This is a genomic window from Haloarcula halobia, assembly GCF_029338255.1.
GTDB lineage: Archaea > Halobacteriota > Halobacteria > Halobacteriales > Haloarculaceae > Haloarcula > Haloarcula halobia.
The window spans coordinates 2978933-2994432 of the sequence record NZ_CP119787.1; the positions used below are offsets into that span (position 1 = coordinate 2978933).

Sequence of the window (15500 nt, forward strand, 5' to 3'; positions counted from 1 at the left end):
GGCTGGTCGAGCAGGAAGGGACGCCAGCCCCGGACGTCGAGGCGAACATTCAAGCCCGACGGGGTGTCCATTGATATCATGAGCAAGCGGATACTCGTACCAGTCGACGGGTCGGAACAGGCGGCCGACGCCCTGGCGTACGTCTTAGCGGAGTTCCCCGAGTCGACGGTCGTCCTGTTGCACGTCATCAACCCCGCCGAGGCCGGGTACAGCGCCCAGGCGTCCGTCCCCTCCTTCTCCGAGGAGTGGTACGAGGACCAGAAGGAAAGCGCCGAAGCGCTGTTCGACGAGTTCGAGGAGGACGCCTACGAGGCCGGCGTCACGGACGTCGAGCGCGTCCTCGAGGTCGGCCGGCCCACCCAGACCATCGTCGACTACGCCGCCGACCACGACATCGACCAGATCGTGATGGGGAGCCACGGCCGGTCCGGCGTCTCGCGCATCCTGCTGGGCAGCGTCGCAGAACTCGTCGTCCGGCGCGCGACCGTCCCGGTGACCGTCATCAGGTAGGCCTACGCGTGCCGGACGATGTGGACGTCGTACTGGGGGTCCTCGGAGACCGGTGCGCCGACGCTGGTCACCGGCGTCGAGACGCGCCCGGCGTTCTCGCTGCCGATGAAGATGATGGAGGCGTCCTCCCCGTTGGCGACGGTCCGGATGGTCCGGACCACGTCGGTCGTGTTCGACGCCATCGAGCTGACGTTCTCCGGAATCTCGGCGCGAAAGCGAGCCTTCGGAGCGATCTCGGCAGCTTGCCCTTCGAGCTTCTCGGCTATCTTGTCGATGTCGAAGGTCTCCTCGGGGTCGAGCCAGTCCCGCTCGAGTGCGAGTTCCACCGAGTCGGGGATGACGCTCAGCACGACGACTTCCTCCCCGCGGTAGTCGCTGAACTCCGCGGCGCGTTCCAGTGCCGCTTTCGAGAGAGACGACCCGTCGAAGGGGACGAGTAGAACCATACCGGGGGCTTCTCGGGTCGTCAATTAAGTGTTGACGAATCGGCCGCGTCGCCCTCAGAAGATGTTGGCCTGCTGGTAGACGGAGATGCCGTCCCTCGTTATCTCGTAGGGTTTGGTCTCCCGGGAGTGATTGGCGTTCCGTATCTTCTGAATCTCGACGGCCAGACGGGTCTCCTGGGTCGACCCGCGCACGTACTGCAGGACGAACACGGCGTCGGTCAGGTACTCGATGATGCCGTGTCTGGAGGCGTAGGGGTTGTCCTCGCTGGCCTCGGAGGTGAGCATCGTCGTGACGCCCGCCTCCTTCAGCGATCGGGTGAAGTCGAACACCTCGGTCCTGCGTTTGGCCGGCTGGTCGTACATCATCTCGAGCAGGGACACCGAGTCGAGCACCAGCCGGTCCGCGTCGAAGTCCTCGATGAGGGCGGGCAGTTCGTTGCGGATGTTGTCGAGGCTGTTTGCCATCTCCACCGGGTCGAGGTCGATGACCGCCAGTCTGTCGTCGTCCTCGTACTCGCGGAACCCCCACCCCCGGTCGTCGGCGGTGTCGATGATGCTCCGGTAGGACTGCTCGAGCGTGATGAAGATGCAGGTGTCGCCGACCTCCAGACCGTGGTGGAGAAACTGCAGGCCGAACGTCGTCTTGCCCGTCCCGGCCGAGCCGATGGCGACGATGAGGTGGCGCTTCGGGACCCCGCCCTGGATCATCCCGTCGAGCCCCTCGATGCCGATATCGATTCGGGGGATGTCCGAGTCGAAGTCCTCGTCCTGGAACTCCTCGTCGCCCCCGCCGGCCGTGCCGAACTCGCTCGCGAAGTCGTCGTCGAACAGGCTGCCGTCGCCGCCGTCGCCGCCGTCGTCGAACGAGCTGTCGCCGCCGGTGTCGGCGAACGGGCTCTCGCTGTCTTCGTTGTCGCCGAAGGGACTATCCCCGTCGCCGCTCTCGAAGGGGCTGTCGGATTGATCAGACTCGGCGTCGTCGAAGGGGCTGTCCCCGTCGCCGCTCTCGAATGGACTGTCGGATTGGTCAGACTCGGCGTCGGTGTCGTCGGTCGAACTCGCAAACGGTCCGTCGTCGTCGGCCGACGATTCTGCCTCCTCGTCCTCTCGGAACGCCCGTTCGAACCAGTCGTCGTCGGGGCTCTCGTCGCTCATCAGCCCGACCTCCGGCCACGCCAGCGACCCATAGGAACGAGTTCACGTCCGGACCACCATAAGCCCGTCGTAGAGGGTTTATAATCGGTGGGCCGGAACGGTCACGTAATGAGCGTCGGTATCGTCGCACAGCGCGACAACGACAGGGCGGTGTCGCTGGCCGCGACGCTGGTAACGCGCCTCGAGGAAGCGTCCGCGTCCGTCGTCGTCGACGAGACGACCGGGGCGGCCCTCCACGACCACGAGGTGTGGACCGGGTCGGGCGCGTCGACCGCCCCCGTCGAAGCGATGGACGCGTGTGATCTGGTGGTCAGCATCGGCGGCGACGGCACCTTCCTCTTTGCGGCCCGCGGCGCCGGGTCGACGCCCATCATGGGCGTGAACCTCGGGGAGGTCGGGTTCCTGAACGCCATCGCCCCGGAGGAGGCCGTCGAGACGGTCGTCGCGGAGGTCGAACACATCCAGAAAACCGGAAGCGCGCGGACCAGGGCCGTGCCGCGCCTGCGCGCCCGCGGCCCGGACTGGAACCTGTCACCCGCCCTCAACGAGGTGGTGGTCCAGGCCGGCCACCGCGGCAGCGGCGGCGGCGCGACGTTCGAGATTACCGTCGACGGGTCCCAGTACAACCGCGGTCACGCCGACGGCGTGCTGGTCGCGACGCCGACGGGATCGACCGCCTACAACCTCAGCGAGGGCGGCCCGCTCGTCCACCCGGACGTCGCCGGCCTCGTCGTGACGGAGATGGCCGGCGAGGAGCCGATGCCGCCCCTGGTCGTCGGCACGGACAGCGACGTGACCGTCACCGTGGACGACGCACCGCGTGCCGTAGTGGTGAGCGACGGCCGTATCAGAGAAGAGATAACGCCGCCGGAACGCGTGACACTCTCGCGCGGGAGCGAACCGGTCCGGCTGGCCGGCCCACCGCTCGATTTCTTCACCGCACTGAACAAGCTGGGTTAGCGTCGGCCGACGGCGAAAAGCACCGGGGCGATGACCAGCAACACGATACCGAACAGCTTGTACTGGAACGAGGACGCGAGGACGCTCCCGGCGTTCGGTTCCATCGCCGCCGCTGGCGTCAACAACAGAATGACCCCGATGGCGATGGTGTGGAGCCCGAGCATCCGGAGCGAGCGCGTCGGCAGGATGCCGATGGCGCCGAGCACGAACCCGAACAGGAGGATATCACCGATGGTGTATTGCAGCAAAAAGCTGTCGATGACCTGGAGCGGTAGCGCGAGCATTCGTAGGTCAGAATTCACCCTGACGCAATCTTTAAAGTTCCGTTACGCTCCGGACGTGGCCGGTCCAGACCCCGCCAGCGTGTCTACTCCGGAGCCCTGGCGCCGAAATATTATATACGTCGGTGACAGTAGACGCAACCGTGTCAGAGTCAGCAAGTGACGCGACGGTACTCGTCGCCGACGACGAGAAGGACGTCGCCGACGTCTACGCACTGCGCCTCCGCAACGAGTACCAGACGGAGACGGCCTACGGTGGGGCCGAAGCCCTAGAGAAGGTCGGCGAGGACGTCGACGTCATTCTGCTGGACCGGCGGATGCCCGACGTCTCGGGCGACGAGGTACTCGCCGAGATTCGCGAGCGGAACCTCGACACGCGCGTCATCATGATTACGGCCGTCGACCCGGACTTCGATATCCTCGATATGCCGTTCGACGACTACCTCTGCAAGCCCATCGACAAGGACGACCTGGTGGCCGCCATCGACCAGCAGCTGGCCGCCCGCCGATACGACGACCGGATGGCCGAGTACCTCGAGGTCACCTCGAAACTCACCCTCCTGGAAGCCGAGAAGACGGCCCAGTCGCTGGACGAGAACGAGGACATCGGGTCGCTGAAGGCGCGCGCCGAGGCGCTGAAAACCGAGATGGACGAGGCGCTATCGGAGTTTCGCGACGTCGACGCCGCGTTCAAGGAGATCGACCGCCACCCGAACTGACACGCGGGGGCACCCGACCTAGATGCCGGTCACGCCGTCGAGTGTGAGTTTCACCCCGATGAGCGACAGCAGCGCCAGCGCACCCAGGCCGACGTAGCGCTCCTCGAGTCGTCGACGGAGGTGCTGGCCGAGTGTGACGCCAACCAGCCCGGGGACGGCCCCGACGCCAGAGAGCGCGACGAGCGCGACAGCGCCGGTGTCGCCGGCGGTAAACAGGCCAAGCGACCACGCGAGGCCGAGCCGGAGCGCCGAGATGCCGACGAGTATCATCGCCAGGACGCCGACGAACGTCGAACGGTCGAGGTTCAGACTGTCGAGGTAGGCGACGACCTGGACGGCGACGTTGCTCGCCCCGAAGACGACCCCCGAGGCCAGGCCGACGCCCACTTTCGCCGTCGTCCCGGGGCGCAGACAGCGGTCGCGGACCCACCGCTCGCCGGGGAGGCGCACGCGGTCCTGGGTCACCGCGACGTAGCCCAACGTGAACACGCCGAGAAACAGCGCGAGCACCGGACGCGGAATGTGCCCCAGCAGCGCCATCCCGACCACCGTCCCGGCACCGGCCGCGACCACGTAGGGCCAGAACCGCACCAGACAGGTCCGCAGGTCAGTGCGGTCGAGTTCACCGAGCAGACGGACGTTCGCGACCAGCGTCGGGAGGATCATCACGACGACCGCCACCGCCGGCGAGACGAGCGCGGCGAGGACGGCCGTGCTCACGATGGCGTATCCGAAGCCGGCGGTCCCTTTGACCAGTCCGCCCACGAAGACGACGGCGAAGATGGTACCGACCAGCGCCGGCGGAACCCCACCGAACAGCGCCGTCATCGTCCCGACCCCGCGAAACTGTGCCACCTCGCCTCCACCTGCCGATCGTCTCCGGCCATGTGAGCCGCTTCAGCTCCCTCGCGCATAAAGTTACGTGTGGTAAGTAGATTACGTATAGTATCCCTACCGCCGCTGGCGGCGGGCCACCGACCTCGGATTCCCGGACCGACGGCCCTGGTTGCCCGGTCCCGGCCCACGTGTCGACGCCTCGCGCCAGCGGCGCCGCCCGCGAGTTGCGAGACAGACAGAGAACGTCGGATAAAACGTAAAACGCCCGCTCGAAACGTTTTAGCGTCCCGTGAAAGGAGGGGAATGAACCGCCTGCACCGTCGAAAAACGTCCCGAAGGATGCGAATTGTCCGTAACGGTCTGGGGTTTATATCGGGGTACGTGGCATAGCAGTGTTCGAGGAGGATACATATGTCTAGTGTCACGCCCTTCGAATCACCCGCCGAATCGGTCCCCAACGAGAACGCCCCTGTCCGCTCGCTCGTCCAGTCGCTCGCGCTCCGCCCCCTGCGGTTCGTCGGCTTCTGGGTCGGTGTGCTGGCCCCTCTCGCGTATCCACTGCTGCTCTTTGGCGGTCTCGACGCGCAGTCGCTTTTCGTCCTCCTCGGCGTCGTCGTCCTCAACGTGGCCGGCCTGCTCCTCGGCCGTGGCTACGGCGGCCAGCCCTGACTCAGATACCGACGGACTACTCCGCCCGGTCGGCGAGAATCTCGCGTTCGACGTACCGGTCTATCGAACCCTGGAGCGACGGGAGGGGGTCGTCGGTCCGTGTCGCGTTCTTGAAGATGCTCCCTTCGGCTATCGTCAGCAGGAACCTGGCGGTCTGGTCCGGGTCGACGTCGGCGAAGACGCCGGCCTCGATACCGTCCGCCAGCAGGTCGGCCAGCTGGGCGGCAAAGCCCTCGTCCATCTCGGTGAACTTCGCCCGGAACTCGGGGTTTTGAATGGCCTGAGCGCGCAGTTCGAGGTACGTCGAGAGCACCTCGTCGTCCTCGGGGCGGCCGGCGATGGCCGGGTGGTCGCCGGTGATGAGGGCGAGATACGTCCGCAGGTCCTCGGCCGGGTCGCCGGTCGATTCCAGCTGGAAGACGCGGTCGAACTCGGCGAGCATGAACTCCACGAACGAGAGCAGGAGGTCCTCCTTGTCCTCGAAGTGGTGGTAGAACGTCGACTTGCTGAGGTCGGCCTGGTCGGCGATGCGCTGGATGGACAGGCCCGCGTAGCCGTGCTCCTGGAGGGCACAGAACGTCGCTCGCATGATCGCCTCGTGAGAATCGGCCGGTTCGCCAGCGAACGGTAACCCTTCACTCATCCCGACCGAATATTCGTTCGGCCACCGATATATATCTTTTCGGTCGGACCCCGTGGTCGGGTCGAACCACAACGTTGATACTTGAACCGAACGTTCGTTCGATAGAAATGGTTGAACGGTTGTTCGAGCCTCGCAACCGACGAGGAGTGTCGGAGTGGTCGCCCTGGACCGCCCCGTGTGGGAGTGCCGTACCGCCGGAAGTCACACCGACGGACGGGGTGGGTGTATGAAGACCAGGTCGCTCGTACTCACGGTGGGCATGGCCGCCCTGGTCGTCCTCTCCGGGACGGCGCTGGCGGCCGTCACCGGGAGTCCCGACATCGAGGCGACGCTGGTCGACAACACCGTCGCGCCCGGCGAGGAGACGACGCTCGACGTCGTCCTCGTCAACAGCGGGACCGTCGAATCCGGGTCGACGAACGACAACCTCAACAACGAGGTGACGACCGCACGCGGGTTGACGGTCAACATGAACACCGGCGGCGCGCCCATCACGGTCCAGACGAACAAGCAGGCCGTGGGCACGTTCCCCGAAGGCACGACGGAGTTGCCCTTCGACATCTCGGTCGACGAGGACGCCAAGCCGGGCACCTACGAGGTGCCGGTCCGCATCGAGTACGAACACACCGACTACATCTCCGAGACGGACGGCACGCGCGATGAGACCACCGTCGAGCGGACCATCGACGTCACCCTGAAGGTCTCCGAGCAAGCGACGTTCGACGTCGTGGACGTCGAGTCCAACGCCCGCGCCGACTCGACCGGTGCGGTCGCCGTGACCGTCGAGAACACCGGAAAAGAGGCCGCGCGTGACGCGTCGGTGACGCTGACCTCACGCAGTCAGGACATCACCGTCGGCGGTGCCGAGGCCGGGTCCCGCTTCGTCGAGTCCTGGGACACCGGGGAGCAGCGCACCTTCCGCTACCGCGTCGACGCGGCCCCCGCCGCCGAACCGGACGCCTACGAGTTCGGCCTCTCCGTCGAGTTCGACGACGCGGAGGGGGTCCGAAAGACCTCGCCCGGTTCGTCCGTCGGCATCGCCGTCGCCCGGGCCCAGGAGTTTACCGTCACGGACATCGAGAGCGACGCGCCCATCGGGTCCAGTGGCACCTACGCGGTGACGTTCCGCAACGAGGGGCCGGTCGAGGCCAACCTCGCCACCGTGAACATCGTCTCCGAGAGCAGTGACGTCACGTTCGGCCGGGCGTCCTCGGCCAACCAGTTCATCGGGACCTGGGAACCCGGCGAGGAACGGACGGTCCGTGTCGAGGCCAACGTCAGCAGCGACGCCAGGGAGACGGTCTACGCCCTCTCGGCGACCATCGGCTACCAGGACTCCGAGGGCGACTCGGCCGCCAGCGACCCGATACCGCTGGGCCTGCAGCCCGAGCCCGAACAGGCGTTCGAGTTCGGCGACGTCGACGCCTCCCTCCGGGCCGGCACCGACGGCCGCGTCCGGGGGACGCTGACCAACGTCGGCGACCGGCCGGTCCGGAACGTCGTCCTCCACTGGGAGAGCGACCACAGCAACCTCTCGCCACAGGAGACCCAGTACGCCGTCGGTGACCTCGCGCCCGGCGAGTCCGTGCCCGTCGAGTTCGGCGTCGACGTCTCGGACAGCGCGGACGCCGGGCCGCGACAGTTCGACTTCAGCGCGACCTACCGCGCCCCCGACGGCGAACGAGAGCGCGGCGACACCATCGAGGTCCGCGCGTCCGTCGACCCCGGCACCGACGAATTCGCCGTCGACACCGGCAACACGAGCGTCCAGGCCGGGCAGTCGACGACAATCGAACTGACCGTCACCAACGACCGGGACGAACGGCTGACCGACATCTCGGCGAAGCTGTTCGCCGACTCGCCCATCTCGGTGTCCGACGACGAGGCGTTCATCGCGTCGCTCGACCCCGGCGAGTCCACGACCATCCGGTTCGGCATCAGCGCCAGCGGCAGCGCGATGGCCAAGTCCTACCCCGTCTCGCTGGACTTCCAGTACGAGGAACCGGACGGTGATACCCCCATCTCCGACACCTACCGCGTGCCCATCGAGGTGACCGAACGCGGCGGTGGCGGCGGCCTCCCGCTCGGGACCATCGCAGTCGTCGGACTGGTCGCAGTGGTGGCCATCGGCGGCTACGTCAGGTTCAGATAGATGGACTACCAGCGGTACATCGACTGGGCGGACGACCGCATCGTCCACGACTCCCGGAAGGTCATCCTGGCGTTCCTGGTCGTCACGGTGCTGTTCGGTGCGGGCCTCGGGAGCGTCTCGACGGAAGCCGGGACGTCGCAGTTCACGACCGGTCTCCCGGCCGAGGAGGCCCTCGAGCGGGTCAACACGGAGTTCTCGCCGGCCTTCTCGCCGGATACGGGCGCCACCCAGCTCATCCAGGAGGGGAACAACGTTCTCTCGAAGGACGCCATCCTGCGGATGCTGGAGGCCCAATACCGACTGGAGCAACACCAGGACCTCCGGGTGACCACCACGTCGAGCGCGGCAGGCATCGTCGCCCAGCAGCTCGACCCGTCGGCGAGGACCACCGAGGCACAGATTCGCGCCGTCGAGTCCGCGACGGAGCGCGAGATAGACGTCGCGGTCCGCGAGGCCGCCGCCACGAACCCGCGGTTCGGGTCGCTCGTGAGCAACGACTTCAACCGCGGGTCGGCGTCGGCGTCCGCGACCATCGGCCTGGTGACCCACGAGATCCCCGCCGGCATCTCCTCCGGGTCCGGCCAGGGCGGCTCGAGTCCGCTGACCAGCATCCAGCGCCAGGCCGAGTTCACCGTCTCCTCCGTCGACCAGGGGACCATCCGGGTGTTCGGCTCGGGCATCATCGCCCAGGAGTTCTCGAACGTCGTCGGCGACTCGCTCATCCTGACGGTGCCCGCGGCGGTGCTTTTCATCCTCATCTTCCTCTCGCTTGCCTATCGTGACCTCGCGGACATGGCGCTGGGCCTGCTCGCGCTCTTCATGGCCATCGTGTGGACGTTCGGGTTCATGGGCCTGGCCGGCATCGCCTTCTCGCAGATGCTCATCGCCGTCCCGCCCCTGTTGCTCGCGGTGGGCATCGACTTCGGCATCCACGCGGTCAACCGCTACCGCGAGGAACGCGAGGAGGGGACCGACATCGCGGAGTCGATGCGCACCACGACCGACCAGCTGCTGGTCGCCTTCTTCATCGTCACCGGGACGACGGTCATCGGCTTCCTCGCGAACGTCACGAGCGACCTGCCGCCCATCCAGGACTTCGGCTACGTCGCCGCCGTCGGTATCATCTTCACCTTCCTCATCTTCGGCGTGTTCCTCCCGGCCGCGAAGGTCGAGCTGGACCGCCTGCGCCAGCGGTACCCGATTCCGACCTTCAGCCAGTCGGCACTGGGCTCCGACGAGTCGTCGGCGCTCGGTGGCGTCCTCCGGGGCGGCGTGGTCATCGCCGAGCGGGCCCCCGTCGTCTTCCTGCTCGTGATTCTGGTCGTCTCGGCCGGTGCGGGCGTCTACGCGACCGGCGTCTCGACGTCGTTCTCGCAGGAGGACTTCCTTCCGCCGGAGGAGAACCCCGAGTTCATCGAGTCGCTTCCCGAGCCGTTCCGCCCGAACGAGTACAGCGTCACGGAGAATCTGAACTTCCTCGAAGAGAAGTTCGCGACGACCCAGAGCAGTCAGGCCACCGTCTACGTCCAGGGGCCGATGAAGAAAGACTACGCCCTGGAACAGATGTATCGCGCGGGCGACGACCCGCCCGACTCGTTCGTCCGCGAGGACGGGCGCGCGTCCTCGACGTCTATCGTCACGGTCATCCAGGACCATGCCGAGCGCGACCCCGAGTTCCGCGCCCTCGTCGAGGCCAACGACCGCAACGACAACGGCGTCCCCGACGACAACCTCGGAGAGATATACGGGGCCCTGCTGGATTCGCCGGCCCGGGACCGGGCGCTCAACTACATCACCGAGGACTTCCGGAGCGCACGGGTCGTCTACACCGTCGAGTCCGACGCGACGGACGCCGAGGTGACCGAAGACACCCGCGAGGTGGCCGAGGACTTCCGCTACGAGGCGACCGCGACCGGCTCCATCGTCGTCTTCCAGGCCGTCTCCGACGTCATCTTCGAGTCGGCCATCCAGTCGCTGGCCATCGCGCTGGCCGGCGCCTCGCTGTTCCTGGTGTTCATCTACTGGGTGCTCGAGGACCAGCCCTCGCTGGGTATCGCCAACGTCGTGCCCGTCATCGTCACCGTCGCGCTGCTGGCGGGGACGATGCGCCTGCTCGAGATACCGTTCAACGCGCTGACGGCGACGATGCTCGCCATCACCATCGGGCTGGGGGTCGACTACTCCGTCCACGTCACCCACCGGTTCGCCGACGAGATGCACGACAACGACCTGGTGACGGCGCTCGACCGGACCGTCCGGGGGACCGGCGGCGCGCTGCTGGGCAGCATGCTCACCACCGTCTTCGGCATCGGCGTGCTCGCGCTGGCGGTGTTCCCCGCCATCGGCCAGTTCGGCATCCTCACCGCGATGTCGGTGGCCTACGCGTTCCTCACGTCGCTGCTGGTGCTCCCGTCGGTGCTGGTGGTCCGCGACCGACTCCTCCGCCGCCGCGGACTGGTCGGGTCGCTGTTCGACGTCGGCCGCCCGCAGGGGCCACGGCCCACTGAGAGCAACGACGATTGAGACGACCGCACGCCGCTCGTGTCACGCGGGCACACGCGCACTGAAGGCTTTATCCCGGCGCACCACTTTGGCCCGGATATGACCCACGTCGTCATCATCGGAGCCTACGGAAGCGCGGGCGCTGCCGTCGCCGGTGACCTCGTCGAGGCAGACGGAATCGAACTCACGCTCATCGACAACGGCGACCCGGGCGGCGGCCTCTGCATCCTCGAGGGGTGTATGCCCTCGAAGGAGGTACTCTCGGCGGCCGCCCACCGCTTCCAGGCTCGCCACGACCACCGACTGGCGGGCGACCCGCCGGACGTCGACCTGGAGGCGGTGGTCGAACAGAAAGACGACCACACGCTCGGGTGGGCCGGTCACCGCCGGGACTCCATCCACGAGATGGCCGAGCGCGACGACGTCACCTTCGTCCACGACACGGCGACGTTCGTCGACGACCACACCGTCCGGGCCGGCGGCGAGGAGTTCGCGGCCGACTACGTCGTCGTCGCCACCGGGTCGTCGGTGAACGTCCCCGACCTGCCGGGCATCGAGGACGTCGGCTTCATGACCAGCGCCGACGTACTCGACGCCACGGAGTTCCCGGATTCGGGCATCGTGATGGGCTTTGGCTACGTCGGGATGGAGCTGGTGCCCTACCTCGCGGAGGCCGGCGGGATGGAACTGACCGTCATCGAGCACGACGGGCGCCCCATCGACGAGGCCGACCCGGCCTTCGGCGACGAGGCGCGGCGCATCTACGAGGACAACTGGGACGTCGAGATCCCGACGAACTGCTACGAGTGCGAACTCGAACCCACCGACGACGGCGGCGTTCGTCTGCACGTCGAGTTCGAGGATAGCGAGGAACGGAGTTCCTCGGACAGCCGGACGGAGTCCGGCGATGGCCGCGAGGAGACCTACGAGGCCGACCAGCTGTTCTGTTTCACCGGCCGTCGGCCCACAGTCGAGGGCCTGGGGCTGGAGCACACCTCGATCTCGGTCGAGGGCGACTGGGTGCGCGAGACGATGCAGACCGAGGCCGCCGACCACATCTACGCCGTGGGAGACGTCAACGGGAAAGAACCGATTCTCCACGTGGCCAAAGAACAGGGCTTTACCGCCGCCGAGAACATCCTCCGGCAGGAAGCCGGCGGCGAACCGCAGCCATACCAGAACGTCCACCACCACGTCATCTTCTCCGGCCTGGGCGTCTACCCCTTCGCCCGCGTGGGCCACACCGAGGCGTCGGCCGAGGAAGCGGGCTACGACGTCGTCACCGCTCAGCGCCAGGCCAGCGACGACGGCGTCTTCAAGTCGAAAGACGTCCCCGAGGGCCTCTCGAAGCTCGTCGTCGACGCCGAGGACGGCACCGTCCTGGGCTGGCAGGGCCTGCACTACCACGCCGACTCGTTCGCGAAGATGCTCCAGATCGTCGTCGAGAACGGGATGGACGTCCGCGAACTGCCCGACCGGGCGTACCACCCGACGCTGCCCGAGAACTTCGACGGCCTCATCCGGGACTGCGTCGACGCACTGGAGTCCTGAGTAGCGGAGGGAACCGACTTCAGTCCGGCGCCCGGTCGGCAAGCACCGGCATCGCCTCGATGCGCTCCGCGGAGAGCGCCGCCCAGTCGACCCCTGCCGGCCGGTCGTAGGGCGTCGCCGTCTCGACGGTCCGGTCGGACGTCACCACCAGGTCCATCGGCACGTCGTGGGCGTCGACGGGCACGTCGACGGCGGCCGTACCGAGCGCGCTCTCGGGGCCGTCGGCCACCTGCAGCTCGTGGACCGTCGTCGCGACCGTCGTGTCCCCGTCGACCAGGTCAAGTTCCCGGAGGACGGCGAACTCGAGGTCGCTGTAGCCCTCACCCTTGCCGACCCGCGCACCATCCTCGGTGACCGCCACCGACCCCGAGAGGACGAGGTCGACGGCTCCGACGGCCCCGGGTCCGACCTGGCGGGCGTGGTCGGCCACGTGCGAGACGGTCGGCGCGGCCGCGACGTCGTCCAATCGCCCGGGGTCGAGTTCGTAGAAGCACTCCGCCTCGCGGAGTCGGGGCACCGCCATGTAGACGGTCTTGCCCGCCCGGAGTGCGGCCCGGCGGACCGGGAGCTGCGGGGCGTCGGGGTTGGCCTTCACCGTCTCCGCGGCCCGCCAGGCGTCGGTGTCGGCAAGTCGGGCGGCCGCGTCGTCGGCCCCGGCGAAGTTGGGGATACGACCGTGGGGCGGGAACGGGAACCGCGCCGCACCCGACGCCTCGAGCGCGTCCCACACCTGTTCGCGGATGGCCGCTTTCTCCATCGGTAGGCGGTCGTTCGGTCCGGTGCCACTTCAGCGGGGCGGCCGGAACGCAGGGTCAGCGTCGGCGCACTGCCAGGAGTGACACAGCGAGGGCGGCGACGAGTGCGGCCAGCGGCGTGAATCCCGGGCCGCTCTGGCCGGCCGTGGTCGCCGCGCTGGTCGTCCTGGCCGGGGGTGCCGGCGTCACCTCCTCGGTCCCGGTCTCGGTCACCGTCGCTGTCGCCGTCTCCGTCTCGGTGTCGACTGCCACGGCGGACCGCGACACGTAACTGTCGGCGTCGTAGCGCTCGGGGTAGAGCTGGCGCGTCAGGTTGTGCGCGGCGAAGACGACGCTCCGGGGCGCGGGCTGGTTCAGCCAGCGGCGTTCGACGACGACGGTGCTGTTGGTCTCGCCCGCGGTGGTGCTGGCGTACGGTTCCTGGGTGACGAGTGCCTCGTCGCCAGCGGCCAGGACGAGCACCTCGGGGTCCAGCGTGAGGAGGACCTCGTCGCTCAGCTGCGGGTAGCCCGTGAGGTTGCGCGCGGCGACGTTGTCCGCGCCGGCCAGGTCCAGCATCGCGTCGATGAACGTCGCCCCGCCGACGACGTAGCCGCCCCCGAGCGGGTAGAGTACTTCCGGGCGGTCCTCGACGTCGGCGGTCTGGTCGCGGACGGCCTCGACGTTCGCGTCCATCCAGGCGTTGGCCTCGGCCGCTCCCTGGCAGTTACCGGTGATGCGGCCGATGGTCGTCGTCTTCTCGCGGACGTCGTCGATGTCTTCGGCGGCCCGGAGGTGATAGACCGTCAGCCCGACCTCGCGGAGCGGCTCGACGTCACCGGCGCTCGCGTTGGGCGCGACGACCAGGTCGGGGTTCGCCCCGACGACCGTCTCGACGCTGACGCCGAACCCTGCCGAGACGTTGGTCCGGCTCTCGGACCCGTCGAGATACGAGGCGTACTGCGTGAGTCCGACGACCTGCCCGCGGCCGCCGATCTCCCACATCGTCTGGGCGGCCGAGGGGTTCGTCGTGACGACGCGCTCGGGGCGTTCCTCGAGGGTTACCTCGGTCCCCGTCGCGTCGGTCACCGTCACCGGGAACGTGCAGTGCTCGCTCGTCGCCGCCGACGTCGCGCCGGCGGCGGGCGCGGCACCGACGAGCGACGTCACGAGAAGCAATCCGACCAGCAGTGTCGCGTACCGTCTCATCACTCTATCCGCAACGGAGTAACAATAAATATTTACCTACTGCAAGTGGGTTTTCAATAATGCGACTCGGCGGACGACTCCTCACGTGGACGGCCGCCCTCGTGGCGCTGCTCACGGCCGTCGTCACGGTGAGTGCGGGCATCGGGCCGGTCTGGATTCCGCCGGCAACGGTCGGGAAGGTACTCCTCAACGCCGTCGCCCTGCCGACCGGCGTCGAGCTCGCCGGCGGCGTGCCCCGGCTTGTCACCACGTCGCCGTTCGCCTACTCCGTCGAGGAGGTCCAGCGGCAGATCGTCATGCAGGTCCGCCTGCCCCGAATCCTGCTGGGAGCCGTCGTCGGGTTCTCGCTGGCGGCGGCGGGGACCATCATGCAGGGCATCTTCCGGAACCCGATGGCCGACCCCTCCATCATCGGCGTCTCCTCGGGTGCGGCCGTGGGGGCCGTCGGGTTCATCGTCGTCCCCTTCGCCGTCCCGTTCGGTCTGGGCCTGCGTGGCGCGGCCTTCGCGGGGGCGCTCGTCGCCGCCTTCGGGGTCTATCTCATCGCGACGCGAAACGGCGAGACGCCGGTCGCGACGCTGTTGCTGGCCGGCGTCGCCGTCCAGACGTTCCTCGGGGCCGTCGTCTCCTTCCTCCTGCTCCAGGCCGGCGAGAGCATCCGCCGGGCACTGTTCTGGCTGATGGGGCACCTCAAGAGCGCGACGTGGCTCGACGTCTCGACGAGTCTCCTGCTGGTCGCCGTCCCCTTCGTCGTCCTGCTGGCCTACACCCGCGACCTCAACGTGATGTTGCTCGGCGAGGAGGACGCACAGGGCCTCGGAATCGAGGTCGAACGCACCAAGCGCGTCCTGCTGGCCGTCTCGGCTGTCATCACGGCCGCGGGTGTCGCCGTCGCCGGCATCATCGGCTTCGTCGGTCTCATCGTCCCACACGTGATGCGGCTGCTCGTCGGCCCCGACCACCGGATTCTGCTGCCGACGGCGGCGCTCGCGGGGGCCTCCTTCCTCGTCGCGACGGACACGCTCGCCCGGTCGGGCAGCGCGGAGGTGCCCGTCGGCATCGTCACGGCCGCGCTCGGCGCGCCGTTCTTCCTCTATCTCCTCCGCCAGCGGGAGGTGCACGAACTGTGACC

The 15500-nt window shown here is 67.9% G+C and carries 15 protein-coding genes; 8 read left to right on the forward strand and 7 right to left on the reverse strand.

What is annotated here, in order from left to right:
• Positions 1–78: 78 nt before the first annotated feature.
• The gene (locus tag P1K88_RS15720) at positions 79–510 is read left to right on the forward strand and encodes a universal stress protein (protein WP_276411165.1); all 432 of its coding nucleotides are present in this window, start codon (positions 79–81) and stop codon (positions 508–510) included.
• Positions 511–512: 2 nt separating this feature from the next.
• Here P1K88_RS15720 and P1K88_RS15725 read toward each other — a convergent pair whose 3' ends face one another.
• Entirely contained in the window at positions 513–956 is a 444-nt protein-coding gene (locus P1K88_RS15725) for a universal stress protein (RefSeq protein ID WP_276411166.1), read from the reverse strand.
• A gap of 54 nt (positions 957–1010) precedes the next feature.
• Positions 1011–2114, reverse strand: a complete 1104-nt coding sequence (locus P1K88_RS15730; protein WP_379786722.1) for a KaiC domain-containing protein — start codon at positions 2112–2114, stop codon at positions 1011–1013.
• Between the two features lie 105 nt (positions 2115–2219).
• Between P1K88_RS15730 and P1K88_RS15735 the strand changes: the two genes are divergently transcribed.
• Positions 2220–3071 (forward strand): NAD(+)/NADH kinase, encoded by an 852-nt coding sequence (locus P1K88_RS15735; RefSeq protein ID WP_276411168.1) that lies wholly within the window; start codon positions 2220–2222, stop codon positions 3069–3071.
• On the opposite strand, the gene P1K88_RS15740 is transcribed toward P1K88_RS15735, so the two are convergent.
• A complete protein-coding gene (locus P1K88_RS15740; protein WP_276411169.1) occupies positions 3068–3355 on the reverse strand; it encodes a DUF8006 family protein in 288 nt (95 codons plus the stop codon). The genes P1K88_RS15735 and P1K88_RS15740 overlap by 4 nt on opposite strands.
• A 140-nt stretch (positions 3356–3495) precedes the next feature.
• Between P1K88_RS15740 and P1K88_RS15745 the strand changes: the two genes are divergently transcribed.
• On the forward strand, positions 3496–4071 hold the full coding sequence (locus P1K88_RS15745; protein ID WP_276411170.1) for a response regulator: 576 nt from the start codon (positions 3496–3498) through the stop codon (positions 4069–4071).
• 18 nt (positions 4072–4089) lie between these two features.
• Here P1K88_RS15745 and P1K88_RS15750 read toward each other — a convergent pair whose 3' ends face one another.
• Positions 4090–4926: a sulfite exporter TauE/SafE family protein gene (locus P1K88_RS15750; protein ID WP_276411171.1), complete on the reverse strand. Its 837-nt coding sequence runs from the start codon at positions 4924–4926 to the stop codon at positions 4090–4092.
• Positions 4927–5319: 393 nt separating this feature from the next.
• Here P1K88_RS15750 and P1K88_RS15755 point away from each other — a divergent pair, with 393 nt between their 5' ends.
• Positions 5320–5577, forward strand: coding sequence for a DUF8028 family protein (locus P1K88_RS15755; protein WP_276411172.1), 258 nt, complete (start codon positions 5320–5322; stop codon positions 5575–5577).
• A 16-nt stretch (positions 5578–5593) separates the two neighbouring features.
• Here P1K88_RS15755 and P1K88_RS15760 read toward each other — a convergent pair whose 3' ends face one another.
• Positions 5594–6220 carry a TetR/AcrR family transcriptional regulator gene (locus P1K88_RS15760; RefSeq protein ID WP_276411173.1) on the reverse strand — a complete coding sequence of 209 codons (627 nt, stop codon included), beginning with the start codon at positions 6218–6220 and terminating at the stop codon, positions 5594–5596.
• Positions 6221–6446: 226 nt separating this feature from the next.
• Here P1K88_RS15760 and P1K88_RS15765 point away from each other — a divergent pair, with 226 nt between their 5' ends.
• The 3 genes from P1K88_RS15765 (at position 6447) to P1K88_RS15775 (ending at position 12425) form a co-directional block, all read left to right on the forward strand.
• Complete coding sequence (locus P1K88_RS15765; RefSeq protein ID WP_276411174.1) at positions 6447–8372, forward strand: COG1361 S-layer family protein; 1926 nt, start codon at positions 6447–6449, stop codon at positions 8370–8372.
• On the forward strand, positions 8373–10895 hold the full coding sequence (locus tag P1K88_RS15770; RefSeq protein ID WP_276411175.1) for an efflux RND transporter permease subunit: 2523 nt from the start codon (positions 8373–8375) through the stop codon (positions 10893–10895).
• Positions 10896–10973: 78 nt separating this feature from the next.
• Positions 10974–12425, forward strand: coding sequence for a dihydrolipoyl dehydrogenase family protein (locus P1K88_RS15775; protein ID WP_276411176.1), 1452 nt, complete (start codon positions 10974–10976; stop codon positions 12423–12425).
• Between the two features lie 19 nt (positions 12426–12444).
• Here P1K88_RS15775 and P1K88_RS15780 read toward each other — a convergent pair whose 3' ends face one another.
• Both P1K88_RS15780 and P1K88_RS15785 read right to left on the reverse strand, forming a co-directional pair.
• Positions 12445–13182, reverse strand: a complete 738-nt coding sequence (locus P1K88_RS15780; RefSeq protein ID WP_276411177.1) for a 5-formyltetrahydrofolate cyclo-ligase — start codon at positions 13180–13182, stop codon at positions 12445–12447.
• Between the two features lie 55 nt (positions 13183–13237).
• Positions 13238–14368, reverse strand: coding sequence for a PGF-CTERM-anchored ABC transporter substrate-binding protein (locus P1K88_RS15785; RefSeq protein ID WP_276411178.1), 1131 nt, complete (start codon positions 14366–14368; stop codon positions 13238–13240).
• A 59-nt stretch (positions 14369–14427) separates the two neighbouring features.
• Between P1K88_RS15785 and btuC the strand changes: the two genes are divergently transcribed.
• Positions 14428–15498 (forward strand): vitamin B12 ABC transporter permease BtuC, encoded by a 1071-nt coding sequence (gene btuC, locus P1K88_RS15790; RefSeq protein ID WP_276411179.1) that lies wholly within the window; start codon positions 14428–14430, stop codon positions 15496–15498.
• The last annotated feature ends 2 nt before the right edge of the window (positions 15499–15500 follow it).